Source organism: Amycolatopsis sp. NPDC054798 (assembly GCF_053611505.1).
Genome location: NZ_JBSHAM010000008.1, coordinates 13,434 through 35,289, shown reverse-complemented (window position 1 = coordinate 35,289; position 21,856 = coordinate 13,434). Strand labels below are relative to the sequence as shown.

The 21,856-nt window shown below is 67.6% G+C and carries 25 protein-coding genes and 2 tRNA genes; 11 read left to right on the top strand and 16 right to left on the bottom strand.

The annotated features are described in order from the left end of the window. The first annotated feature begins 52 nt into the window (after nucleotides 1-52). Nucleotides 53-220 carry a hypothetical protein gene (locus tag ACWGIC_RS07330; RefSeq protein ID WP_452075026.1) on the top strand — a complete coding sequence of 56 codons (168 nt, stop codon included), beginning with the start codon at nucleotides 53-55 and terminating at the stop codon, nucleotides 218-220. Between the two features lie 404 nt (nucleotides 221-624). Here the strand turns inward: ACWGIC_RS07330 and ACWGIC_RS07325 are convergent, their stop codons facing one another. Together ACWGIC_RS07325 and ACWGIC_RS07320 are read right to left on the bottom strand one after the other, a co-directional pair. Next, a complete protein-coding gene (locus ACWGIC_RS07325; protein WP_452075025.1) occupies nucleotides 625-999 on the bottom strand; it encodes a type II toxin-antitoxin system death-on-curing family toxin in 375 nt (124 codons plus the stop codon). Then, entirely contained in the window at nucleotides 996-1,532 is a 537-nt protein-coding gene (locus ACWGIC_RS07320; RefSeq protein ID WP_452075024.1) for a Panacea domain-containing protein, read from the bottom strand. The genes ACWGIC_RS07325 and ACWGIC_RS07320 overlap by 4 nt, the downstream gene beginning before the upstream one ends. Nucleotides 1,533-2,416: 884 nt before the next feature. Here ACWGIC_RS07320 and ACWGIC_RS07315 point away from each other — a divergent pair. Both ACWGIC_RS07315 and ACWGIC_RS07310 read left to right on the top strand, forming a co-directional pair. Next, nucleotides 2,417-2,617, top strand: a complete 201-nt coding sequence (locus ACWGIC_RS07315) for a hypothetical protein (RefSeq protein WP_452075023.1) — start codon at nucleotides 2,417-2,419, stop codon at nucleotides 2,615-2,617. Beyond that, nucleotides 2,617-3,021: a PIN domain-containing protein gene (locus ACWGIC_RS07310; RefSeq protein WP_452075022.1), complete on the top strand. Its 405-nt coding sequence runs from the start codon at nucleotides 2,617-2,619 to the stop codon at nucleotides 3,019-3,021. The genes ACWGIC_RS07315 and ACWGIC_RS07310 overlap by 1 nt, the downstream gene beginning before the upstream one ends. Nucleotides 3,022-3,227: 206 nt before the next feature. Here the strand turns inward: ACWGIC_RS07310 and ACWGIC_RS07305 are convergent. The 7 genes from ACWGIC_RS07305 to ACWGIC_RS07275 all read right to left on the bottom strand — a co-directional run bounded on the left by ACWGIC_RS07305 (nucleotide 3,228) and on the right by ACWGIC_RS07275 (nucleotide 9,460). After that, nucleotides 3,228-3,301, bottom strand: a tRNA-Arg gene (locus tag ACWGIC_RS07305). Between the two features lie 42 nt (nucleotides 3,302-3,343). After that, nucleotides 3,344-3,433 (bottom strand) — tRNA-Ser (locus ACWGIC_RS07300). 66 nt (nucleotides 3,434-3,499) lie between these two features. Continuing rightward, complete coding sequence (locus ACWGIC_RS07295; protein WP_452075148.1) at nucleotides 3,500-5,209, bottom strand: phosphatidylglycerol lysyltransferase domain-containing protein; 1,710 nt, start codon at nucleotides 5,207-5,209, stop codon at nucleotides 3,500-3,502. A 46-nt stretch (nucleotides 5,210-5,255) separates the two neighbouring features. Further along, a complete protein-coding gene (locus ACWGIC_RS07290) occupies nucleotides 5,256-7,235 on the bottom strand; it encodes an acetoacetate--CoA ligase (RefSeq protein ID WP_452075021.1) in 1,980 nt (659 codons plus the stop codon). Next, entirely contained in the window at nucleotides 7,232-7,840 is a 609-nt protein-coding gene (locus tag ACWGIC_RS07285) for a TetR/AcrR family transcriptional regulator (RefSeq protein WP_452075020.1), read from the bottom strand. The genes ACWGIC_RS07290 and ACWGIC_RS07285 overlap by 4 nt, the downstream gene beginning before the upstream one ends. Before the next feature lie 11 nt (nucleotides 7,841-7,851). After that, complete coding sequence (locus tag ACWGIC_RS07280; protein WP_452075019.1) at nucleotides 7,852-8,742, bottom strand: quinone oxidoreductase family protein; 891 nt, start codon at nucleotides 8,740-8,742, stop codon at nucleotides 7,852-7,854. A gap of 85 nt (nucleotides 8,743-8,827) precedes the next feature. After that, nucleotides 8,828-9,460 carry a dienelactone hydrolase family protein gene (locus tag ACWGIC_RS07275; protein ID WP_452075018.1) on the bottom strand — a complete coding sequence of 211 codons (633 nt, stop codon included), beginning with the start codon at nucleotides 9,458-9,460 and terminating at the stop codon, nucleotides 8,828-8,830. 104 nt (nucleotides 9,461-9,564) lie between these two features. Here ACWGIC_RS07275 and hisC point away from each other — a divergent pair, with 104 nt between their 5' ends. Beyond that, nucleotides 9,565-10,623: a histidinol-phosphate transaminase gene (hisC, locus tag ACWGIC_RS07270; RefSeq protein WP_452075017.1), complete on the top strand. Its 1,059-nt coding sequence runs from the start codon at nucleotides 9,565-9,567 to the stop codon at nucleotides 10,621-10,623. On the opposite strand, the gene ACWGIC_RS07265 is transcribed toward hisC, so the two are convergent. Both ACWGIC_RS07265 and ACWGIC_RS07260 read right to left on the bottom strand, forming a co-directional pair. Next, nucleotides 10,616-11,377 carry a sulfite exporter TauE/SafE family protein gene (locus tag ACWGIC_RS07265; protein ID WP_452075016.1) on the bottom strand — a complete coding sequence of 254 codons (762 nt, stop codon included), beginning with the start codon at nucleotides 11,375-11,377 and terminating at the stop codon, nucleotides 10,616-10,618. The genes hisC and ACWGIC_RS07265 overlap by 8 nt on opposite strands. 483 nt (nucleotides 11,378-11,860) lie before the next feature. After that, nucleotides 11,861-12,205 (bottom strand): VOC family protein, encoded by a 345-nt coding sequence (locus tag ACWGIC_RS07260; RefSeq protein WP_452075015.1) that lies wholly within the window; start codon nucleotides 12,203-12,205, stop codon nucleotides 11,861-11,863. Nucleotides 12,206-12,289: 84 nt separating this feature from the next. Between ACWGIC_RS07260 and ACWGIC_RS07255 the strand changes: the two genes are divergently transcribed. Beyond that, a complete protein-coding gene (locus ACWGIC_RS07255) occupies nucleotides 12,290-12,988 on the top strand; it encodes a FadR/GntR family transcriptional regulator (protein WP_452075014.1) in 699 nt (232 codons plus the stop codon). 81 nt (nucleotides 12,989-13,069) lie between these two features. After that, nucleotides 13,070-13,882: a class I SAM-dependent methyltransferase gene (locus ACWGIC_RS07250; RefSeq protein WP_452075013.1), complete on the top strand. Its 813-nt coding sequence runs from the start codon at nucleotides 13,070-13,072 to the stop codon at nucleotides 13,880-13,882. Nucleotide 13,883: 1 nt separating this feature from the next. Here ACWGIC_RS07250 and ACWGIC_RS07245 read toward each other — a convergent pair whose 3' ends face one another. Both ACWGIC_RS07245 and ACWGIC_RS07240 read right to left on the bottom strand, forming a co-directional pair. Continuing rightward, nucleotides 13,884-14,318 (bottom strand): AAA family ATPase, encoded by a 435-nt coding sequence (locus ACWGIC_RS07245; protein ID WP_452075012.1) that lies wholly within the window; start codon nucleotides 14,316-14,318, stop codon nucleotides 13,884-13,886. A gap of 5 nt (nucleotides 14,319-14,323) precedes the next feature. Then, a complete protein-coding gene (locus ACWGIC_RS07240) occupies nucleotides 14,324-14,812 on the bottom strand; it encodes an FBP domain-containing protein (RefSeq protein ID WP_452075011.1) in 489 nt (162 codons plus the stop codon). Nucleotides 14,813-14,901: 89 nt separating this feature from the next. Between ACWGIC_RS07240 and ACWGIC_RS07235 the strand changes: the two genes are divergently transcribed. Next, complete coding sequence (locus tag ACWGIC_RS07235) at nucleotides 14,902-16,374, top strand: adenylate/guanylate cyclase domain-containing protein (protein ID WP_452075147.1); 1,473 nt, start codon at nucleotides 14,902-14,904, stop codon at nucleotides 16,372-16,374. Here ACWGIC_RS07235 and ACWGIC_RS07230 read toward each other — a convergent pair. Further along, complete coding sequence (locus tag ACWGIC_RS07230; protein ID WP_452075010.1) at nucleotides 16,371-16,826, bottom strand: MarR family winged helix-turn-helix transcriptional regulator; 456 nt, start codon at nucleotides 16,824-16,826, stop codon at nucleotides 16,371-16,373. The two genes, ACWGIC_RS07235 and ACWGIC_RS07230, sit on opposite strands and share 4 nt — an antisense overlap. A 74-nt stretch (nucleotides 16,827-16,900) precedes the next feature. Between ACWGIC_RS07230 and ACWGIC_RS07225 the strand changes: the two genes are divergently transcribed. Both ACWGIC_RS07225 and ACWGIC_RS07220 read left to right on the top strand, forming a co-directional pair. Continuing rightward, nucleotides 16,901-17,485 (top strand): FAD-dependent oxidoreductase, encoded by a 585-nt coding sequence (locus tag ACWGIC_RS07225; protein WP_452075009.1) that lies wholly within the window; start codon nucleotides 16,901-16,903, stop codon nucleotides 17,483-17,485. A gap of 6 nt (nucleotides 17,486-17,491) precedes the next feature. After that, complete coding sequence (locus ACWGIC_RS07220; protein ID WP_452075008.1) at nucleotides 17,492-18,094, top strand: FAD-dependent monooxygenase; 603 nt, start codon at nucleotides 17,492-17,494, stop codon at nucleotides 18,092-18,094. A gap of 32 nt (nucleotides 18,095-18,126) precedes the next feature. Here ACWGIC_RS07220 and ACWGIC_RS07215 read toward each other — a convergent pair whose 3' ends face one another. Beyond that, entirely contained in the window at nucleotides 18,127-19,125 is a 999-nt protein-coding gene (locus ACWGIC_RS07215; protein ID WP_452075007.1) for a beta-ketoacyl-ACP synthase III, read from the bottom strand. A gap of 204 nt (nucleotides 19,126-19,329) precedes the next feature. Here ACWGIC_RS07215 and ACWGIC_RS07210 point away from each other — a divergent pair, with 204 nt between their 5' ends. After that, complete coding sequence (locus ACWGIC_RS07210; protein ID WP_452075006.1) at nucleotides 19,330-19,800, top strand: Lrp/AsnC family transcriptional regulator; 471 nt, start codon at nucleotides 19,330-19,332, stop codon at nucleotides 19,798-19,800. A gap of 166 nt (nucleotides 19,801-19,966) precedes the next feature. Beyond that, nucleotides 19,967-20,374, top strand: coding sequence for an SsgA family sporulation/cell division regulator (locus ACWGIC_RS07205; protein ID WP_452075005.1), 408 nt, complete (start codon nucleotides 19,967-19,969; stop codon nucleotides 20,372-20,374). Nucleotides 20,375-20,499: 125 nt separating this feature from the next. Here the strand turns inward: ACWGIC_RS07205 and ACWGIC_RS07200 are convergent, their stop codons facing one another. After that, on the bottom strand, nucleotides 20,500-21,597 hold the full coding sequence (locus ACWGIC_RS07200; RefSeq protein ID WP_452075004.1) for a S1 family peptidase: 1,098 nt from the start codon (nucleotides 21,595-21,597) through the stop codon (nucleotides 20,500-20,502). Nucleotides 21,598-21,856: the final 259 nt, after the last annotated feature.

Below are 21,856 nucleotides of genomic sequence, written 5' to 3'. Positions count from 1 at the left end.
TCGCCAACAAACTCATCAATCGGAAATAACGACGCAGACAGGGAGCAAGATCATGGACTCAGGTTCCAGCGGCGCGGCGAGCAGCATCGGCGACCCGGACGACGACCACCCGAACCCCGTCGGGGACGCAGTGGTCAACGGCGTGCGCACGGTACTGGGCAAACTCGGTCCGGCCGGGAAGAAGGCGGCTGAGCAGCTGCCGAAGAAGAAAGACAAGTAGTCCGGTCGTAAAGCGCCAGGAAGCGCGTGTGCGGGTATTTCCATTCTGGCGGCAGGAAAAGAGGACTGGGGAAGGCAGGCGTGCGCCGATCCAGGCCGCCTGAACCGGGGCACGGCTCCGCGGTGAGAGAGTGCGATACGGCGCTGACGCGAGAACCAGGTCAGGGCCTCGCTCCACGAGTGGAACGAGGCCCTGACCTGTTTTTACTGTCTCGACCAGACAGTGTGCCCGAAGGGATTCGAACCCCGGGCCTTCTGGTCTGGGGTCGACCTCGACCACCGTTTGCCGCTGTTAGGCATCGTTACTCCTACCCTGCGAACAAACACCCAGTGAGTCAGTCGGCATCCCGCCTGATTCGTCGTCATTTAGCCTTGAAAACTGGCAATAAACTGGCGACAAGGCGACTAGTCGCCAATCTGATCAAGCAACCACATGGCGACTTCCTGCACCTCAAGGTTGCTGTCCACTACCCGTACGACGAAGTCATCAGCGTAGTCATCCGCCTCCTCACGCAACGTGATGCTGTGCAGGCGAAGGAAGGTGACGCAACACATCCAACCCGTTCGCTTGTTGCCGTCCACGAAGCCGTGCGCCTTCGCAACGCCACATAGCAGTGCAGCCGCCTTTTCCGCGATCGTGGGGTAGAACTCTTCAACGCCGAAGCCACCTTGCAATGGCTGCGCTAAAGCACTTTCCAAGGCCCCACGATCGCGGATAGCGCCGTCCGTAAACTCGCGGTTGATTTTGACTACCGCCTCGATGGGGAGGCAGTAGATCAACGACCAGCCAGCCTGGTGAGAGTGCCCTTCCAGCGCGGCTCCTCCGCCTCGGCCGCCGCCAGGACATCTTCAACAGAGGGCATCCGCTGGGACCGCAGTCGCGTCGGCACCTTCTCAGTCATCGACTTGACGGTGTAGTACCTGCGCATGCTGGCCAGCGTCACCGGAGCGGTTGACGGTTCGCCTTCCGGCAAGTCGCCACGAGCTTCCAGCCAAGGCCGCTCGCTGTGCGACAGCTCGCGCAGCTGCCAACCAGTCATTTCACCGTAGAAGCTGATCACAGCGTCCACAGTTTCGCGCTCTGTTGGAGTTAGAGCTTCAGCACGGCCTTCACGCCCCGCCCTGAGTGCATGCCAAGCCGCACGAGGGACAGGACCATCCTTCCATGCCTCGATCTGCTCGGGATAGAGAGCGGAACCCTCCCACGTCAGATGCCAAGCCTGGGTGTAGTACGCGAGCTTGCAGAGGGCCATCGTTCCAGCGTCGGGCAACCGAGTCTGGATGTATCGGACAACATCCTCGACGTGCGTCATGCAGCTCACCTCCTACTAGCTCTGAGCGCCAGCCTCGCGGCCAAGCTCCGATGTCAAGTGTGACACCTTCCACTGACATAACGCCTCAGCTTTGCGACGCATTACATACGTTCACCTGATTGTTGCAAGTATCACTGGAGCGACCTCTCGAGCCAGACCAGCAGCTCAGAAACATCCAAGGCTTACGCTAAGCAACGCATCCACCCGCTGGCCAACTCGGCCCCAGCGCCCTGACCAGCCTAAATGAATAGATCTCAAGGTCCTGGTGCTCTCGGGGCTACCACCATCGCGCCTGGCACCCGATGAATCGGAGATGGATGGTAGCCCCGAGAGCACCAGGAGGCAATACTGTCACGCAAAGTGATACCCACTTGGTAGGTATCAACCTACAAGCGAGGGCCTCTTCGTCCATCCCGTCGACCTGGCTTCAGCCCAATTAAGCCTGTCAAGGGGGCACCTTCCCACTGCCGGCGAGCGTACTGCGGAACTGCCCCCTTGACAGGCTTGATAGCCCTTGGGAGGTCGTCGGGATGGGCGTGAGGCACACACGGACGCAACCGATGCGCCCGGCTCGACCATCCTGGAGACCTGCCCGTCCGGCGAGGACATCTCTTTTCAGCGCGACTGCTCGCGGCTCCTCCGGCGGGTGGCCGCTGGGCTGGTTTTCCGCGGGCGATCGGCGGGGACCGGGCGCCAGCCCGCACGCCCCGTCGATCTTGCCCGCGGATCAAACACCGTGCCCAGCGGCCCCGGAGGGGCCGCCTTGAACAAGTAAGGAAACTCTGAACACGAGAACTTCACGCAGGTCACGCTCGCAGGATTTGCCCAGGTCGAGGTACGCTGTCTACTGGTAGACAGTGGTGCACAGTGCAGGGAGGTGGGCCATGACAACCAGCAATGCGGAGCAGCCAGCCCACGAGGAGCTGGATGGCCCTGCCCTGCGGGATGCGCTGTTCGCGGACAAGGACGTCCAGCCCATCAGGTCTGTGGAGGACTGGGCACGAGAGGACATCTTCGAGTCCGCCGATGAGCTGCACGAGTTCCGGGCCTGGGTGACAGCGGAGCGTAAGACTAACCTGGCCTAGTGGCACTTGAAGTTGTCCTCGACACCGATGTCGCGTCGGGCTTGTTCAAGCGGGATCTTCCGCCTTGGCTCGCGGCCAAGCTTGTGGGCTGTCGCCCGGCGATCACGTTCGTGACGCTGGCTGAGCTGAACAAGTGGATGCATCTGCGTGCGTGGGCACTCCCCCGCCGGGAACGGCTGGAACAGTGGATGCAACCGCTCCCGGTCCTCCCGGGTACGCCGAAGGTCGCACGCGTGTGGGGCGAGATCTCGGCTTACGCCCAACGGCGTGGACGTCCCCGCCCGCAGAACGACACCTGGATCGCCGCGTGCTGTCTGGCGTTCGAGATCCCGCTCGCAACACTGAACGTGAAGGACTTCGCGGACTTCGTTGAGTACGAAGGTCTTGTACTGCTCGAACCATAAACAGTGAAACGCCCCCTCTGACAGAGGAGGGAGTTGTACCGCTCGGACCGTGGTGTCCGAGGAAGCGTTCCGGTCAATGACTCTCGGGAAAACTGGCAATAAATCGGCAACCAGCCGACCTGCCGCTGTCGCCAGCAGATGAGGGCAGACAGCAAGAAACCCGCTGTCACCAGCGGGTTTCTTGCTATACTGTCTCGACCAGACAGTGCGCCCGAAGGGATTCGAACCCCTGACCTTCTGATCCGTAGTCAGATGCTCTATCCAGCTGAGCTACGGGCGCGTGTTCAGTTATTAACCTAGCACCTGCCGAAACAGGCACCAGCGGAGGCTCCGGGATTTGAACCCGGGAGGGGGGGTTACCCCCAACCGCATTAGCAGTGCGGCGCCATAGACCAGACTAGGCGAAGCCTCCTGGGTCCCAACGACCACTGCTCAGATAGGTTACACACCCCTCCACCCCCTCCGGAAGGCACCCCCCTCAACGCTGCAGCAGCCGCCGTAACCAGGGAGAACGGCCGCCGAGGCCTTCGGCTTCGAAGGTCGCGATGCCGACGCGCGGGAGGGACCCGACGCCCGGGTACACGAGGTACCGCGGGACCCACCGGGGCTGGAACTTGGCGTTGAACCGGTAGAGGCTCTCGATCTGGATCCAGCGCGAGAAGAAGTGCAGGACCTTCGCCGAGAGCCGCGCGACCGGGCCCGCGCCGATGCGCTGTCCTTGTTCCATCAGGGCGCGGAAGGCGGCGAAGTTCAGCGACACGTGGTCGATGCCGTGCTCGCGGGAGTACAGCAGCAGTTCCGAGATCATCAGCTCGTTCACGCCGTTGTCGGCAGTGCGGTCCCGGCGCATCACGTCCAGCGACAGGCCCCGCTCGCCCCACGGCACGAACTGCAGCACGCCTCGGACCCTGCCGCCCTGTTCCGCGGTGACGATCACCGAGCCGGGGTCGCCCATGCGGCCCAGCGCCATCGAGAATCCGCGTTCGGTCTCGGTGCCGCGCCAGGTGGCGGCCAGGTGCACCAGTTCGGACAGCTCGCCCGTCCGCAGGTCCTCGGCGCGGCGCACCAGGACCTTGTAGCCGGCCCGCTTCGTCCTCGACGCGGCCTGCCGCACGCCGCGCATGACCCGGCCTTCCAGCGTGAACGTCTCGGTGTCGACGACCGCCTCGTCGCCGATTTCCAGTACCTCCAGCCCGAACCTCGCCCACACCGTCGCGCCCAGTTCGGACGCGCCCATCGCGGCGGGCACCCAGGCGTTGCGCTGGCAGATGTCCAGGTACTCCTCGATCGCGCCCGGCCAGGCCTCGTGGTCGCCGAGCGGGTCGGCCGACGTCAACGCGACCCCGGCGATCACGCGGAACGTGACGGCCGCCTTGCCGGTCTTGGAGAAGACCGCGAACTTGTCGCGGCGCAGCGCGAAGTAGCCCAGCGAGTCCCGCTCCCCGTGCTGCTTCAGCAGCTCGTGCAGCCGCGCCAGTTCGTCGTCGGACAGCTCCGGCGCGGGTTCGGCCGAGCGCAGCAGGAAGTACGCCGACACCAGCACGCCGGTGATGCTGAAGAGCAGCCCGATCGAGGCGGACAGGTCCTCGAACCACATCTCGTGGAACACCGCCGGCCCGCTGACGCCGGTGAGCGCGAGCGCGGATTGGGAAAGCCGGTCGGCGAAGCTCAGCGGGTCGAGCATCCGGGCGGGCGCGACCGACAGCAGCGCGAAGTTGAGCACGAACCCGGCCAGCACCAGCTGCAACAGCACCCGCAGCGCACGCCAGCGAGCGACGGTCGGGTCCGGGCGGGCGATGAAATACCGCCGTGTGCCGATGAGCCCGGCGAGCAGCACCATCGACACCACTCCGGCGCCGAACACGTGCCGCAAACCGAGGTGTGACAACGCCAACAGCGCGGCGAAGGCGACCGCCAGCTGCCAGGCGCGGCGTTTGCGCCGCCGCAGCCCGGCCGCGAGCATGATCAGCAACACACCGGTGACCAGCGCCACAGCGGCCGCCGCGGTCGTCGCTTCGCTCGGCAGCTCCAGCCATTTGGCCACGTGCCCGCGCACGTCGCGGCCCACCGGTACGACTGTGGACACGATGGCCAGCAATCCGGCCAGCCTGGTCACCCAGGTGATCGCGACGACCGACGTGACGCCGGCCGCCTGCCAAGTGTGCTGCGCGCGCGTCCCCGTCACCACGCGTGCAACACGCACGGCCTTGCCATGCTTCCCCCCGCTTGCGCGTTCAGTCCGCGGCGAGCTCCACAAAGGGGGCCAGCGCGGCCGGGTTGGCCAGCGCGTCCCTGCTCACCGCCCTCTCCGGCGCGACTCCGGAGAGGATCCGCTTCACTGGTACTTCGCACTTCTTACCGTTCAACGTACGGGGAATCTCGGAAACGACGATGAACCGATCGGGTACGTGTCGCGGCGACAACGCGTTTCGCAGCTCTTTGCGCAGGTCAGGCTCCACTTCTTCGAGCGTGGCACCGCCGGTGAGTACGAGAAAACACAGCAGCTGGCCGTCGTCGTTGCCCGCCGCCGACGTGTCGATGACCAGCGAGTCGGCGACCTGCGCGAAGCCTTCCGCGATCCGGTAGAACTCGGCGGTACCCATCCGGACGCCGTCGCGGTTGAGCGTCGAATCGCTGCGGCCGTAGACCACCGCCGAGCCGCGGCGGGTGATCTTGACCCAGTCGCCATGCCTCCAGATACCCGGATACATCTCGAAGTACGCCTCGCGCAGCCGCGAACCGTCCGGGTCGTTCCAGAACGAGACCGGCATCGACGGCATCGGCTCGGTGATCACCAGCTCGCCGACCTCCTCGACCACCGGTTCGCCGTGGTCGTCGAACGCCGCCGCGGCCACGCCGAGGGCGCGGCAGGACAGTTCGCCGAGCCACACCGGCACGTCCGGAGCGGCGGTGACGATCCCCGCGCACAGATCGGTGCCGCCGGAGACCGCGCAGATCTGCACGTCCCGGCCGATCGCGTCGGCGATCCAGCGGAAACCCTCCGCGGGCAACGGCGATCCGGTCGAGCCGACCACGCGCAGCGCGCTCAGGTCGTAGCGCTCGGCCGGGACGAGGCCCGCTTTGAGACAGCTCTGGATGAACGGTGCGGACGTGCCGAAGTAGGTGACGCGGTGCTGTTCGGCCAGATGCCACAGCGCGTTCAGGTCCGGATAGCCCGGACTGCCGTCGTACAGCACGACCGTGGCTCCGACGAGGAGGCTGGAGGAGATGAAGTTCCACATCATCCAGCCGGTGGTGGTGAACCAGAAGAACCGGTCGCCCGGCCCGAGTCCGCTCTGCAGGCCCAGCGCTTTGAGATGTTCGACGACGATGCCGCCGTGGCCCTGCACGATGCCCTTCGGGAGCCCGGTCGTGCCGGAGGAATACAGGATCCACAACGGATGCGCGAACTCCACCGGCTCGTACGCCAGCTCGCCGCCCGCGTGTTCGGCGAGCATCGCGTTCCAGTCGATGACGCCGTCGAGAGTGCCGTCTCCGAGGTATTTCACCAAAACGGTGGCTTCCAACGACGGAATCTGTTCGCGCAATTGCTGAACAGTGTCGCGGATGTCGAATTTTCGTCCGTTGTAAGCGTATCCGTTCACCGTGACGAGCACCTTCGGCTCGATTTGCGTGAATCGGTCGGTGATCGCTCGGATGCCGAAGTCGGGGGAACACGACGACCAGATCGCGCCGAGGCTAGCGGTGGCGAGGAAAGCGATGAGCGTTTGCGGACAGTTCGGCGCGAGCGCGACGACTCGATCTCCTTTGCCGACGCCGAAAGCGCGCAACGCGGCTCGCGCGGCGGCGACGTGCGCACGGAGGTCGCCGTAGGTGAGTTGCTCGGCGAGCCCGTCCTCGCGGTGGAAGATCACGGCGAGTTCGTCGTCGGCCTTCGCCGCGCCGCCAGTGTCCGGGCTCAGTGCGTGTTCGGCGTAGTTGAGCGTGCCGCCGTCGAACCATTTCGCGTCCGGCATCGCGCCGGACAGGACCTCCCGCGGCTGCTCGTGCCAGCGCACGCCGAAGAACTCCGCCACCGCCGTCCAGAACTCCGGAACGTGCTCGACCGAGTAGTGCCACAGGTCGTCGTAATCGGCCAGGTCAACGCCGCGCTGCTCGCGCAGCCATCGGCGGAAGTCCTCGATCTTCGTGTCAGCGACCCGGTTCGGGTCGGGTCGCCAGAGCACCTCGGGAGCAGCGGGGTTCTCGGTCACCCGCCGATGCTAACCCCGCGATGCTCGCAAAGTCCTTTTTCGACCGCGCCCACTCCGGACAGCAGCGCGCGGACGACGTCCTCGACGAAGGCGGACGTCAGCTCCTGGTGGCCGAACAGCGTACGGAACACGACGGGCGCGGCGAACAGGTCGATCAGCAGCTCGGCGTCCTGGCCGGGACGCAGGTCGCCGCGTTCCTCAGCCTTGCGCAGAGTGCCGAGGCAGGCCTCCCGGCGCGGGGACCAGAACGTGGCCAGGAAGTCTTCCCGCAGTTCCGGGTCGTCCGCCAGATCGGCGGTCAGCGCCGGGAGGACGCGCCCGAACACCGGGTCGGCCAGTCCGGTCCGGAGCGCTTCGAGGTGGCCGATGAGATCGCAGCAGGTGCACCCGGTGTCGATCTCCACGACCCCGACGCGCGCTTCCGCCAGCGCCGCGACCACCACATGCTTCTGGCTTTTCCACCGGCGGCGGATGGCGGGTTTGGTGGTGCCCGCGCGCTGGGCGATAGCCTCCATGGTCAGCGCCGAATAGCCGGATTCCCGGACCAGTTCGCACACCGCGGCCAGCACGGCATGGTCGATGCGCTCGTCCCGTTGGCGCGCCATGGATTCTCCCGCTATTCGTTGAGCAGCACGACCTTACCGAACGATTTCCCGTGCTCCACGTGCCGGAGGGCGGCTGAGGCCTCGCTGAGCGGGAAGGTGTGGTCGCGCACGGCGGAGAGCTGTCCGGCGGCGACCAGTTCGAGGACGCGGTCCCACGACTCCCGGCGTTCTTCCGGCGACACCGAGGTGAGGCTGAACGAGAAGAACGTCGGAGATTTGTGGAAATCGCGCATCAGCGGCTCGAAGGCCGCCGGTTCCGGAACTCCTGCGGTTCCTCCACAAAGGACATAGCGACCGTTGGGACGCAACAGTTCCAGGTACTCGCGAACCTGCGGGCCCGCCGCGGTGTCGATGATGACGTCGCAGGTCTCCGCGGGACGCTCTCGGGTGCGGTCGATGATTTTCGCCGCACCAAGGGTTCGCAGCCGTTCGCCGTACTCCGCCGAAGAGGTCACCGCCGTGACTTCCGCACCGCGCGCGTGCGCAAGCTGAACCGCGAGCACGCCAATCCCGCCGCTCGCGCCGCGGACCAGCACTCGTTCGCCAGGGGCCACCGCGCCCCGATGCACCGCTCTCTCCGCGACCATCGCGTTCACCCCAAGGGCGACCACGTCGGTTGGATCGAGGTTTTCGGGCACGGGGTACAGCTGATCCGTGTCGGCCACGACCTGCTCGGCGTAGCCGCCGGAAAGGATGAGCGCCAGCACTCTCCGCCCGTCCGGCACCCGGCCGACGACCTCGACGCCAGGCACTGACTTGGCGCCGTTCCGCAGATTCATGAGGTCGAAGTAGCCCACGCCGGCCGCCTCGACCTCGACGACGGCCTGTCCCGGCCCAGGAGCCGGGTCCGGTGCCTCGCCGAGGACGAGCCGCTGCTGTGGTTCGACAAGCACCGCTTTCACGGGTGGTTCCTCTCGCTATAACATTCCGTTCCGGATCGGAACGTTATTCGGCCATGCGGCACCCCGTCAAGGGTGCTGCCGAAGATCAGCGGAGGTGCGCGTTGAACCAGTCGAGGGTGCGATGCCAAGCCTCTTCCGCCGCGCCGGGGTCGGCGTCGAAGCGGTGGTTCGCACCCGGATAGTGCACGACGTTCGTCGCGACTTTCGCCGACGCCGCGGCCTCGCGCAGCTGCTCCACCTCGGCCTCGCCCGCCTCGTCCCCGGCGTCGCCGTACATGCCGAGCCACGGGCTGGTCACGCGGCCGGCGATTTCCAGCAGCTTCGGCAGTTCCGCCACCGCCTGGCCGCCGACGCTCACCGCCGCGCCCAGCTTGCGATGCGAGGCGACGACCAGCGCCGCCGTGCCGCCGAGGTCGAAGCCGACGACGCCGCGCAGGTCGGCTTCGACCCCGCGGCCGGTGAGCCATTCGAGCGTGCGGTCGGTGGCGTCGAGCAGATCGCGCTGGGTGAGCTGCTCACCGGACTCGATGTGCGGCGTGACAGTGAGCCAGCCTTCGCCGGCGAGGCTTTTGACCAGCAGCAGAACGCCGTCGGTGACCCCGTCGCCCTCGTGGAGAACCACCAGGCCGCCGCGGAGCGCGCCTTCTGGTTCGGCGAAGGTGAGGCGGAGGGTGCTGCCGTCGGTACGCTGGTAATCCACGGTGGTCGTCGACGTCATCGCCTCATGCAATCACCTCTGGGTGAACATTGGGAACCTTTCCGGATCGGCCGGGGCGAGATACGGTGGCCCCGTCGTCCCGTGAAAACCGAGGAGTTCCGACGATGCCGTCCCTCGCCCCCCGCCCTGACCTCGATTCGTTGCCGAAGTACGTCCCTGGCCGGACGATCGAAGGGGCCGTCAAGCTCGCGAGCAATGAGGTGCCCGGCGGTCCGCTGCCGAGCGTCCAGGCGGCGATCACGGCTGCGGTAACCGGAGTGAACCGGTACCCGGACAACGGTTCCCAGGCTTTGCGCGAGCGGCTTTCGCGGCGGCTGGACGTGCCGGCGCAGCGGCTCGCGATCGGCTGCGGTTCGGTTTCCCTGTGCCAGCAGATGATCCAGGCGCTGTGCGGACCCGGCGACGAGGTGCTGTTCGGCTGGCGGTCGTTCGAGGCCTACCCGATCGTGGTTCAGGTGGCGCTCGCGACGGGCGTGAAGGTTCCGCTGACGCCGGAGCACGGGCTGGACCTCGACGCGATGCTGGCGCGGATCACCGACCGCACCAAGCTGGTGTTCGTCTGCAACCCCAACAACCCGACCGGAACCGTGCTGCACCGGGACGAGATCGAGCGGTTCCTCGAAGCGGTGCCGCCGCACGTGCTCGTGGTGCTGGACGAGGCGTACAAGGAATTCGTCACCGACCCCGAGGTCCCGGACGGCGTCGAATTCACGCGGACGCACAGCAATGTGGCGGTGCTGCGGACGTTCTCCAAGGCGTACGGACTCGCCGGGCTGCGCGTCGGGTACGCAGTGGCACCGGAGCCGATCGCGCAGGCGCTGCAGCAGGTGTACGTGGCGTTCTCGGTGAACAGCATCGCGCAGGTGGCCGCGATCGCGTCGCTCGACGCGGAGGACGAACTGCTCGCCCGGTGCCGGGAAATCATCTCCGAGCGCACCCGCGTGCGGGACGCGTTGCTGGAGATGGGTTACGAGATCCCGCCGACCCAGGCGAACTTCGTGTGGTTCCCGCTCGGCGATGCCACCGCGGCCTTCGCCGAACACATGCTGGACCGCAAGCTCATCGTGCGCCCGTTCCCCGGCGAAGGCGCGCGGGTGACGATCGGGACGCCGGAGGAGAACGACCTGATGCTGGCCGCGGCCAAGGAATTCCAGGCTATTTGAGGATCAGCTGCACAACCGCGGCGAGCCCGATCACGACGATCACGCCGCGAAGCACGGTGGGCGGCAGCTTGCGGCCGATCCTGGCCCCGAGCTGCCCGCCGATCGTGGACCCGACCGCGAGCAGCCCGATCACCGGCCAGCTCACCGGAGCGACGAACGCGTAAATCGTGCCCGCGACGATGTTCACGACCGCGGACAGCACGTTTTTGACGCCGTTGAGCCGTTGCAGCGGTTCGGACAGCAACATGCCCATGACAGCCATCAGCATGACGCCTTGGGCGGCGGTGAAGTAGCCGCCGTAGATGCCGATGACGAAGAGCAGCCCGAACAGCAACGGCCCGGCGTGGTGCTCGCGCCCGTTGGCCTCGCGGCGTTTCTGCACCCACTTCGACACCTTGGGCTGAACGATCACGAGCACGACCGCCAGCCCGACGAGCACCGGAACGATCTTCTCGAAGGCGTCCTTGGGCAGCGTCAGGAGGAGAATGGTGCCGCCGATGGCCCCGAAGAACGAGGCGACCGAGAACCGCACCACCTGCGGCCAATACCCGGCCAGCTCGTGCCGGTAGCCGTACGCACCGCTGACCGTGCCCGGCGCGAGCCCGACCGCGTTCGACGTCGTAGCGGTCACCGGCGGATACCCCAGCGCGACCAGCACCGGGAACGTCACGAGCGTCCCGGACCCGACCACGGTGTTGATCGTCCCGGCCCACACCCCGGCGATGAAGATGATGACGGCATGCCACCAGGTCATAAAGCACTCACCCGCTGACCCTAAGCAGGACCCTCGCCGCACGGCGACGCGATGTGTCCGGTCAGACACTCGAAGGCATCAGCGGCGAGTGGGATGGGGCGGGTGGGATGGGGCGGGGTGCGGGCGCGGTTCGGCTCAGGACCGGCGGGCGGGCCGGGGTTGGTGCTGAGGGCACCGCTCAACTCAGAACCGGCGGGCGGACTGGGCCGGGCCGCGGGCGCGGCTCAACTCAGCACCAGCAGGCGAGCCGGGCTGATGCTGAGGGCACCGCTCAACTCAGAACCGGCAAGCGGACTGGGCCGGGCCGCGGGCACGGCTCAACTCAGCACCAGCAGGCGAGCCGGGGCTGGTACCGCTGGACTCTTCACCGGCAGGCGGGACTCGCGGGGCCCACTCCACCCGCCACCAGCAGGCGGACTGCGACTGGGCCGCTGGCGCCGCTCACCTCATCACCGGCGGGCTGAGTTGCGGGCGCAACTCACCTCACCGCTCGAACACGCAAAACTCATTCCCCTCCGGATCCGCCATCACCCGCCACTCCCGATCCTCTCCCCGCTCCGCCACCAGCCTCGCCCCAGCCGCCATCAGTTCCTCCGGATCTCCCCACACGTCGAGATGCATCCGGTTCTTCACCGTCTTCCGCTCCGGCACCGGATTCAGCCAGATCAACGGCCCCTCGCCACCGGGATCGACGATCGCCACCGGAAATTCCCGCGGATGCTCGCCCGGCGGACTCCGTCGGACATACCCCATCGCCGAACACCACCAGTCGGCCAGCGCCTGATGATCCAGAGCGTCAAGTGCCAGATCTTTGAACTTCGCGGGCACGACCCCTCCCTTCCCCGCACCACTGCACCGCGATGGTGACACCCGCCACCGACAATTTCCCGCGGCGCGCGTCGTCCTGCCAGGATGGGCGGCGTGGCCCACGAATCCGACCAGGTCTGGAGCGCCACGGTCGACCATCTGCGCGCGATGATCGACTCGGGCGAGCTTCCGCCGGGCTCGCGCCTGCCCGCGGAACGCGCGCTGTGCGAGCAGCTCGGCATCAGCCGCGGGTCGTTGCGGCAGGCATTGCGCGTCCTGGATTCGATCGGTTACGTCCAGATCCGCGCCGGTTCCGGCACCTACGTCCGCGAGCACGGCACCGGAGAAAGTCCGCTGAGCAGCTGGTTTTCCGAGCACGAGCAGCTGGTGGAGAAGCTGTTCGATCTGCGCGCGACCGTCGAGCCGACCCTTGCCGAGCGGCTCGCGCGGCAGCACACGCCGCGCGTCGTGCAGCGGCTGGCGGACAACGTCGCGGAGATGGAAGCGGCCGCGGAGGCCGGGGACATGTTGCGCGTCATCGCGACTGACGCCGAGTTCCATCGGGTGATCGCGGGCAACGCGGGCAATGACGACGTCGCCGACCTGCTCCGTTCGGTGCTCGCGCTCGTCGGCGAGGAACGCCGGGCCGCGTTGCGGCTGCCTGGGCAGATCCGCAAGGCGGTGGCCGAGCATCGCGCGATTCTCGACGCCATCAGCCGTTCGGACGCGGCAGCCGCCCGCGAGATCACCCTCAAACACTTGCTGGACGCGAAAACCTACGCCCACGATTACGCCTCTTCCTGACCGAGGAGGATGCCGCCCCCGGCGATCAGCGCTACAGTCTTCATAAGTTTGTGAAAACTTTGACGTCAAGGGGGCCGGATCGTGGAGAAAGTGCACTTCACCGAGGAGAAGGCGACCAACCTCGGCACGCTGTACGCCCGTGCGCTCGACGCCCGCCGGGACGATCCGATCCTCGGCGACACCGCCGCCGACGAAGCGGTCAAGAAGATCGACTACGACTTCCGCAAGCTCGGCGTGAACGAGAACGCTGCTGTCTCCGTCGCGATCCGGGCGCGCGCCATCGACGAAATGGCGGCCAAGTGGCTGGCTGAACATCCCAACGCGATCGTCGTGCACCTCGGCTGCGGGATGGACACCCGCGCGTACCGGCTCGACCCGCCGCCGACGGTCCCTTGGTTCGATGTGGACTATCCGGAGGTCGTGGACGTCCGCAGCCGGATTTACCCGGAGCGGCCCGGGTACACGATGATCGGCTCGTCAGTCACCGATTTCGACTGGCTCGACCGGGTTCCCGGCGACCGCGAGGCGCTGATCGTGGCCGAGGGGCTCACGATGTACCTCACCGCGGAGTCCGGCACCGAACTGGTCCGCAGGCTCGTCGGCAAGTTCCCGTCCGGCCGGATCGTGACCGATTTCTTCAGCTCGCTCGGCATCAAAGCGCAGATGATCAACCCGGTGGTCCGCCGCGCGGGCGCGACTTTGCACTGGGGCATCGACGATCCGCACGAGCTGGAGCGCTACGGCCTCCGCCTGGTGTCCTGTTTGGACGCGACCGACTGGGCGAACGCCGACGCACTGGCGAAGATCCCGACGGCGTCGCGGCTGGCGTTGCGCGCTTCGGCCCTGCTGCCGGTGCTCCGCAAGATGGGCCGGATCGCGGAGTGGGATTTCTGAATCAGGAAACCCGGCGCAGCACCGCGTCGGCGACCTCGGTCACCGGCACAGTCGTCACCACCTCGAACGTCGCCGAGGAACGCAACAACGGCTCCACCTCGTCCAGAAACCGCAACGTCTCAGCCAGTTCGTCCGGATGCTTCCCGTACGGATTGCCGGTTCGCGTCGCCAGCCGCTCGATCAACACCTCGCGCGGCGCGCTCAGCAGCACGATCTGGGTGAACCGCGGATAGAACCGCACCTGGTTCGACACCGTGCCGGACACGAACAACGGACCCGGTTCCGACAACAACGCGTCGATCCGGTCTTCGCGCCAAAGCCCGTCGGAGGTGTAGCCGCCGTAATCGGTGTCGACCGTGCGGTACCCGCGCCGGGAAAGCTCCGCGAGCAGGCTGCTTTTGCCCGCTCCGGACATCCCGGTCACCAACACCCGCACGGCGGTTACCGGGTTTCCAGCACTCGCGCCACGAACCGGCCGATCTTCTCGCTCATCCGCTCCACGCGCTGCTCCTCCGAGAGCGACTCCTTGGGCTGCGGCACCGCGGGCTTGAGTTCGCCGCGCAGATACGCGCTGCACGCCAGGTCGGAGCACAAATACGTACCCACCGTGTTGCCGTCGCGGCCGGGCTTTCCCGCCAGCCGGGCGGTGAACAGCGCGATGTCCGCGACCGGATGCGTCGTGGAGCAGAACGCGCACATGTTGCTGCGCAGCCGCGATTTCGGCGGTGCCGCGGCCCGCAGCGACAAGCCGATCACCTCGTCGCCGTGCGGTACGACGAGATACGCCCGGCCGGGAGCCTTCACGTCGCGCCAGCCGAGGAAGTCGCGCTTCTCCCACGGGATGTCCGCGGGCAGCGTGACGGACTTGGCTTCCCCGCGGGAACAGTTGACGAACGAGGCGCGGATTTCGGCGGGGTCGAGCGGTTGCATACGGCCACGCTAACCATCGCCGCACCGCGACGGCGACGGCTTTTTTCGCTCCCGGCACCGCCACCCCATACGATCTGCTGGTGCGCACGATGATCGCGGGGAGGTTCCGGCTGGTTCTGCGCACCAGTCTGGGCTTCGCCGCGCTCGGCGTCGGATCGAGTGTCGCCGGTGCCGGGGTCGTCGCGTTGCTGCTGCTCCTGCAGGGTTTGCCGGAGGACGTCGACGACCGCGGCTGGGTGCTCGGAGTCACCGCGGCCGGGGTGGTCGCGCTGGCGCTGGTCGTCGGCACGCTCTGGACCGCCTACCTGCAACGCCGCACCGTGGTGTGGTTCACCATCGGCCGCCCGCCGACCGCGGACGAGGCGAAACGCGCGCTCCGGCTGCCGTTCGACATGGCCGTGGTGAGCGGCACGCTCTGGCTGATCGGCGCGCTCGCGCTGGGCATTCTGGCCGGCGTCCTCGGCTCGATCGGCGACGCCGCGGGCATCGCGCTCACCATCGGGCTCGGCGGGCTGACGACAGTCGGGCTCACCTATCTGGCCGCGGAATGGGTCGCACGGCCGGTGATGACGATGGCGCTCGACGTGCTGCCGCCGCGCGGTTCGCTGCCGGTCACCGTGCTGACGCGGCTGGTCGTCACCTGGGTGCTGGCCAGCGGCGTGCCGCTGATCGGCGTGCTGCTGGTGACCACGCCGCCCGACCTCGGCCGCAATGGGAACCCGACGGCGAGCCTGATCGTGCTGTCCGTGACCGGGCTGACGACCGGCGCGATCGGCACCGCGCTCCTGTCCCGAGCGGTCGCCGCGCCGCTGCACCGGCTGCGGATCGCACTGGACGGAATCGCGCGCGGACGCAAGGACGTGCACGTCGACGTGGACGATTCCAGCGAGATCGGGATGCTGCAGACGTCGGTCAACGACCTCGCCGCCGGTTTGCGCGAACAGGACCGGATGCGCGACCTCTTCGGCCGCCACGTCGGCACGGACGTCGCCCGGCACGCACTCGAATACGGCGCTTCGCTCTCCGGCGACGTCCGCGAGGTCACCGCGCTGTTCGTGGACGTGGTGGACTCGACAGCGCTCGCGTCGCGCACTCCGCCGCAAGAATTGGTCGAGAAGCTGAACCGGTTTTTCGCGGCCGTCGTGTCCGCAGTGGATGCTCGGGGCGGGCTGGTCAACAAGTTCCAGGGCGACGCCGCGCTGTGCGTTTTCGGCGCGCCGACCCGGCTGTCCGACGGCCCGACCATGGCGCTCGCCGCGGCCCGCGCGATCCGCGACGCGGTGATGTCGGAAGGCGAGCTCGACCTGGGCATCGGCGTCGCGACCGGGCAGGTGTTCGCCGGACAGCTCGGCGCGTCGAGCCGCCTGGAGTACACCGTGATCGGCGACGCGGTGAACGAAGCCGCACGGCTCACCGAACACGCGAAATCCGCGCCGTCGCGCGTACTCGCCAGCGAAACGACGGTGAAAGCCGCGCTCGGCGGCGAACGGGAACACTGGCGGCTGCACGGCGAACTCCACCTCCGCGGCCGCCACCGCGAGACCCGGACCTGGACGACCTAGAGTTCCCGTCCCTCGTTCATCGCGTCCGCGATCCGGACCAGAAAGTCCCGCACCACAGCGTTTTCCGACTCGCTGAGCGTGCGCGACACCGCATCCAGCTTCTCGATCGCCGGCCGCCACACCGCCGCCGCGACCGCGCGGGCCTGATCGGTGACCGTGACCGCCACCCGGCGCCGATCGGTGTCGCTGCGGACGCGCGCCAGGTAACCGGCCGCTTCCATCCGGTCCACGAGCGTGGTCGCCGACGGGCCGCTGATCCCGAGGCGGCGGCCCAATTCCACCGGACCCATCGGTCCGTGGTGGTTGAGGATCGCGATCGCGGTGAGGTCGTTCGCGTTCATCTCGACGCTCTTCGCCATCCGCGCCATCAGGTCGCGGCTGGCCTCGATGACGTCGCGCACCGCGAAGGTCGTCTCGTTCACGGGCTCGAGCGCTGCCTCGTTTTCGTCCACGCGATCTTCCTTGTCAGTAGAGAAACTAATGGATAGTTTATCTATGTATCTACCCCACGGCAAGGAGAGACCTCATGACCCGGCGCAGTCTTCTCATCTCCGGAGCCAGCATCGCCGGCCCCGCGCTCGCGTCCCGGCTCGCGCGTTCCGGCTGGGACGTCACCGTCGTCGAGCGGTTCGACCAGCTGCGCGAGGAGGGCCAGAACGTCGACATCCGGGGCGTCGGCCGCCAGGTGCTGCGCAAGATGGGGCTCGAAGAGGCGGTCCGCGCCGCGCACACCGGCGAGATCGGCACGCAGTTCGTGGACGAACACGGGCGCGTCGTCGCCGAGTTCCGCGCGGGCGAGGGCGATTCCGGCGGCGGCACCGCCGAGATCGAAATCCTGCGCGGCCAGCTGTCGAGGCTGCTCTATGAGCAATCAGCCGGCGAGACGACGTATCGATTCGGCGACCAGATTCGCGCGCTGCACGACGACGGTGCCGGCGTGGACGTCGACTTCCAGAGCGGCCGAACCCAGCGCTTCGACGCTGTGGTTGTCGCCGAAGGCCTGCGTTCCCGCACCCGCGCGATGCTGATGCCCGACGTGCGTCCGCATGAACTCGGGCTCTACACCGCACACCTAGCGATCCCGCGCGTGTCCACCGACACCGCTTGGTGACGCACGATGTTCTGCGGCCGCGGCCGGATGTTGTTCCTGCGCCCGGACAACGTGGGCACGATGCGCGCCGGGCTGTTCTTCCTGTCCGACGTTCGCGGACTCGACCGGCTCACGCCCGACGACACGGTGTCCGTGCTGCGCAAGACGTACGCCGACGTCGGCTGGGAAGGACCGCGCGTGCTGGCCGAAATGGACAACGGTTCGCTGTACCTGGAGGACGTCGGCCAGGCGAAACTGCCGACCTGGCACCAAGGCCGGGTCGCGCTGCTCGGCGACGCCGCTTACTGCGCTTCGCCGATCAGCGGGATGGGCACGACGCTCGCGCTCACCGGCGCGTACATCCTCGCTGGAGAACTCATGGCGAGCGAAGACCCGCAGGCCGCGTTCGCCCGGTACGAACACCGGATGCGGCCGCTGGTCACGGAGGCGCAGCGGCTTTTCCCGGGTGCGCCGCAGGTGACGATGCCGCGGTCGCGAACGCATCGGACCGCGATCCACACCGCGCTGCGGATGGCGAGCACGCCGTTGGTGCGCCGGTTGGGCAAGGCCGCCGGACGGTTCGGGAAACCGCGCTCGGAGGCGATCGCGCTGCCGGAGTACAGCTCGTGAGTGCTAATCCCGGTTAGAACCGTGCTTAGCACTCACGACAGCTCAGGCCAGGTCAGCAGCGTCGATCCCCAGGTCAGCCCGGCCCCGAACGCGGTAAGCAGCACCCGGTGTCCCGGCGTCAGCGTCCCGTCGGCGACCGCGTCCGCGAGCGCCAGCGGGATCGACGCCGCGCTGGTGTTGCCGACCCGGTCGATGTTCGACACCACCGTGTCCGCGGGCATGCCGAGCTGTTTCGCGGTCGCCTGCAGGATGCGGATGTTCGCCTGGTGCCCGACGAACCGGTCGACGTCGCCGACCATCCAGCCGGCCTGTTCCAGCACCGCACGCGAGGATTCCGCCATCCGCGCGCACGCCTGCCGGAACACGGCCGTGCCCTGCATGACCATGAACCGGTCCTTCGGGTTCTCCGCCACTCGCTGCGCCGCACCGCCTGCCTCGACCCACAGCAGTTTGGCCAGTTCACCCTCGCTGTGCAGGTCGAACGGGCCCAGCGCACCGCGTTCGCCGGGCTCGCCCGCGCGCAGCAGCACCGCCCCGCCGCCGTCGCCGAAGATCGGCACCGTGGTGCGGTCGTCCGGGTCGACCAGCGAGGTGAAGACGTCCGCGCCGATCACCAGCACCCGCTCGGCCATTCCGCCCGCGATGAAGCCGGCGGCGGTCGCGAGCGCGTAGATGAACCCGCTGCACACCGCGTTGACGTCGAACGCCAGCGCCGTGCCGAGGCCGAGCCGGGCCGCCACCTGCGGCGCGGTGGCCGGGCACAGCTGGTCGGCGGTGGAGGTGGCGAGCACGACGGCGTCCGCGCGCCCGTCCGGGCCGAGCGCCGCCCGGCCCGCCTCCTCAGCGAGATCCACAGTGGACTGGCCGGGCGCGACCCTGCGGCGCTCCCGGATCCCGGTCCGGGTGCGGATCCACTCGTCGCTGGTGTCCAGGCGGGCCGCGATCTCGTCGTTCGTCACCACGTGCTCGGGCAGCGCGCCGCCGAGTCCGGCGACGACGGCGGCACGATGGCGCGACCGGACAGCACTCATGGCGGAACCTCCCAGACCGGCTTGTTGGCGGACGTCGCCGGTTGCCTCCCCTTGTATGGCCTACCCCTGGGTAGACCGGTCAGTTGTGTTCCACGTCACTAAGAGACCTCTTCCACATTCGCTCAATAGGAGGTATTGCGATCAGTGGTTTGGCCGCGTGGTAAACCCGAGGCTTTTTGTCGGTCCGCCCGGTTAGCCTGAAGTGTGCGCACTCCCGACCTGGACCAGCTTGACCTCGCCATCCTCTCCTGCCTGCAGACCGACGCCCGCACGATCGCCGAGGTCATCGGGTCCAAAGTCGGCCTGTCCGCCGCGGCTGTGCAGCGGCGGATCAAGCGGCTGCGCGAAGCCGGAGTGATCGAGAAAGAGGTCGCGGTGCTGTCCCCGGCCGCGCTCGGGCTGGACATGACGTTCGTCGTCATGGTCGAGATGGAGCGCGAGAACCTGGCGGTGCTGGACGGCTTCCGCGCCCAGGTCTTGGCCGACGACTGCGTGCAGCAGTGCTACTACGTCACCGGCACCGCGGACTTCGTGCTCGTGGTCACCTGCCCGGACATGGCGGCGTTCGAGAATTTCGCGCGGCGCATGTTCTTCGACAACCCCAACGTCCGGCATTTCACCACGAGCGTGGCGATGGACCGGGTCAAAGTGGGCCTTACGCTGCCGCTTTCCTGAGACTGCCGGAAACACAAGGGTTCTGTGTCCGGCGTTACGCGTTCGCGTCCTGATGCAACCGATCGCGTGAACGTCGGCCGAACGCCGTCATGTGGCCCCGAGTCGATCATCTCCCAGCCGACCAGTTCGCGAGGCGCGAACGACCGGAGGATTCACAGGAGCAGCCGTGCACACCACCGACGCCGTACACCAGACCCAGTTCGTACTGCTGAACGAGAGCACTACGCCGGTGCTGTCCCGTCTCTCCTTCCACGTGTCGGAGCCGTACGCGGTCACCGTGGCGTTCCGGACCGAACGCGGCCGGTGGATCGAGTGGACATTCGCCCGTGACCTGCTCGTGTCCGGGCTGGACGAGCCGACCGGGATCGGCGACGTGCGGATCCGGCCGGACCTGTCGCAGGACGAGGCCCTGCTGACGCTGGAAATCGAATCGCCCGACGGCTACGCGTCGTTCGAGCTGGAGCGCGCCGACCTCGAGGCGTTCCTGGAATCTTCCTACGAGCTGGTGCCGCTCGGAGCCGAGAGCGAGCACTTCGACATCGAAAAGCTGATCGAGGAGATCAGCAACGTGTGAGAAGACCCGCCGATCCCGCGGCGAATGCGGCAAGGGCGGTTCGAGTGCGCTGGAGGCACTCGAGCCGCCTTTGTCGCATGTGGACTCTTGAGGGGAGTGTCCGTGCGGGCACTCCCCTCAAGAGATCAGCCGCGGACGAGCGTCGTGCCGGTCGCCGACAGCGCGACGTTCACCGGGTAGTAGTAGCTGTTGACGGTGTCGCCGCCGGAAACCATGCCCTGTGCCTGGTTTCCGCTGATGAACGAACCGCCGGAGTCGCCGTGGTCGGACCGGGCGTTGGTGAGCACCATGCCGGTCACGGTGCCTTCCTGGTAGCGCACGGTCTGGTTCTTGGCGCGGATCGTGCCGCAGGTCCAGCCGGTGGTCGAACCGGCCTTGCACACCGAAGCACCGACGGCGGCCTCGGTGGAACCCGCGACGCGGGTGCCGTTGTTGATCTGGCCGACCGGGGTCCAGTTGCTGTTGACCCGCGCGGCCGCGTAGTCCGCGCCGGGGAACCGGTAGGTGGAGAACTGCCCCATCGCGACCCGGTTGTAGCCGGACAGCGCACCGCCGCCGGTGAGCGCCGCGCAGTGGCCTGCCGTCAGGAATCCGCCGTTCACCGAGAATCCGACGGAGCAGCGGGACGAGCTGCCGATGTAATAGGCGTCGCCACCGAGCACGTTGTAGTGCGCCTTGGGCACCGAAGAGGTTTCCGTCACGGTCACTGCCGCGGTGTCCACACCGGACTGCCGGACGAACTGCTCCGCCGCTCCGCGCTGTCCCTTGAGGACAGTCAGGCTGATCCGGTTGCTCGCGGTGTCGATACCCCAGCCGGTGACCGACTTCGGCGCGGCCTGCTCGTGGGCGTTGAGCGCCTGCACGGTCGAGTCGAGCTGGCGGGCGCTGTACCGGACGACCTGCGCCTCCGCGCCGGCCGCGCGCACTTGGCCGACGAGCGCCGCGTCGGTCACCGAGACCACGGCCTTGCCAGTCGCCGCGTTGAAGCTCGTACCGCTGAAGCGTTCGCCGAGAGACCTCTCCAGTGCCGCGCCGACCTTGTTCGCGGCCTCCTCCTTCGCGAGCCGGGCGAGCGCCTGGCTGTGGGTGAGGCCGAGGTCGCGCTGCATCGCCGGGACCATGTCGGGGTTGAGCGGGGCGGCGCTGGCGGCCGGGACACCGGCGAAGATCGCCGTCACCGCCGCGGCAGCGGTTGCGGCACCGAGGAATCTGATGGCTTTCATGCTTCTCCCTCGCGTTCGGTTCCCCCCGGCCTCGAAGGGTGCGGCGGCGGTCGGAGCCACTGCAATAAGGGGGCGCGAGAATAGGTAGCGGAGCAATCCTTAAGTAGGGACTTGCGCGACTACCGAGCGTTGGCCGCCGAAGCGGGCGTCCGTGGGTTGTTCCGCTGAACCGGGCAACTCCGCCAGGTTTCGCACTCTTGGTGACCGCACGCCGGGATTTCTTCTGCCATTTGGTGACCGTACGGAGGCAGACGTGTGA

Bases quoted from the DNA above. Each gene is read 5' to 3' on its own strand.
- ACWGIC_RS07330 (WP_452075026.1), top strand. From the start codon at position 53: ATGGACTCAGGTTCCAGCGGCGCGGCGAGCAGCATCGGCGACCCGGAC.
- ACWGIC_RS07320 (WP_452075024.1), bottom strand. From the start codon at position 1,532: ATGACGCACGTCGAGGATGTTGTCCGATACATCCAGACTCGGTTGCCC.
- ACWGIC_RS07315 (WP_452075023.1), top strand. From the start codon at position 2,417: ATGACAACCAGCAATGCGGAGCAGCCAGCCCACGAGGAGCTGGATGGC.
- ACWGIC_RS07285 (WP_452075020.1), bottom strand. From the start codon at position 7,840: ATGGCGCGCCAACGGGACGAGCGCATCGACCATGCCGTGCTGGCCGCG.
- ACWGIC_RS07275 (WP_452075018.1), bottom strand. From the start codon at position 9,460: ATGACGTCGACGACCACCGTGGATTACCAGCGTACCGACGGCAGCACC.
- hisC (WP_452075017.1), top strand. From the start codon at position 9,565: ATGCCGTCCCTCGCCCCCCGCCCTGACCTCGATTCGTTGCCGAAGTAC.
- ACWGIC_RS07265 (WP_452075016.1), bottom strand. From the start codon at position 11,377: ATGACCTGGTGGCATGCCGTCATCATCTTCATCGCCGGGGTGTGGGCC.
- ACWGIC_RS07255 (WP_452075014.1), top strand. From the start codon at position 12,290: ATGGGCGGCGTGGCCCACGAATCCGACCAGGTCTGGAGCGCCACGGTC.
- ACWGIC_RS07240 (WP_452075011.1), bottom strand. From the start codon at position 14,812: ATGCAACCGCTCGACCCCGCCGAAATCCGCGCCTCGTTCGTCAACTGT.
- ACWGIC_RS07235 (WP_452075147.1), top strand. From the start codon at position 14,902: ATGATCGCGGGGAGGTTCCGGCTGGTTCTGCGCACCAGTCTGGGCTTC.
- ACWGIC_RS07225 (WP_452075009.1), top strand. From the start codon at position 16,901: ATGACCCGGCGCAGTCTTCTCATCTCCGGAGCCAGCATCGCCGGCCCC.
- ACWGIC_RS07220 (WP_452075008.1), top strand. From the start codon at position 17,492: ATGTTCTGCGGCCGCGGCCGGATGTTGTTCCTGCGCCCGGACAACGTG.
- ACWGIC_RS07215 (WP_452075007.1), bottom strand. From the start codon at position 19,125: ATGAGTGCTGTCCGGTCGCGCCATCGTGCCGCCGTCGTCGCCGGACTC.
- ACWGIC_RS07200 (WP_452075004.1), bottom strand. From the start codon at position 21,597: ATGAAAGCCATCAGATTCCTCGGTGCCGCAACCGCTGCCGCGGCGGTG.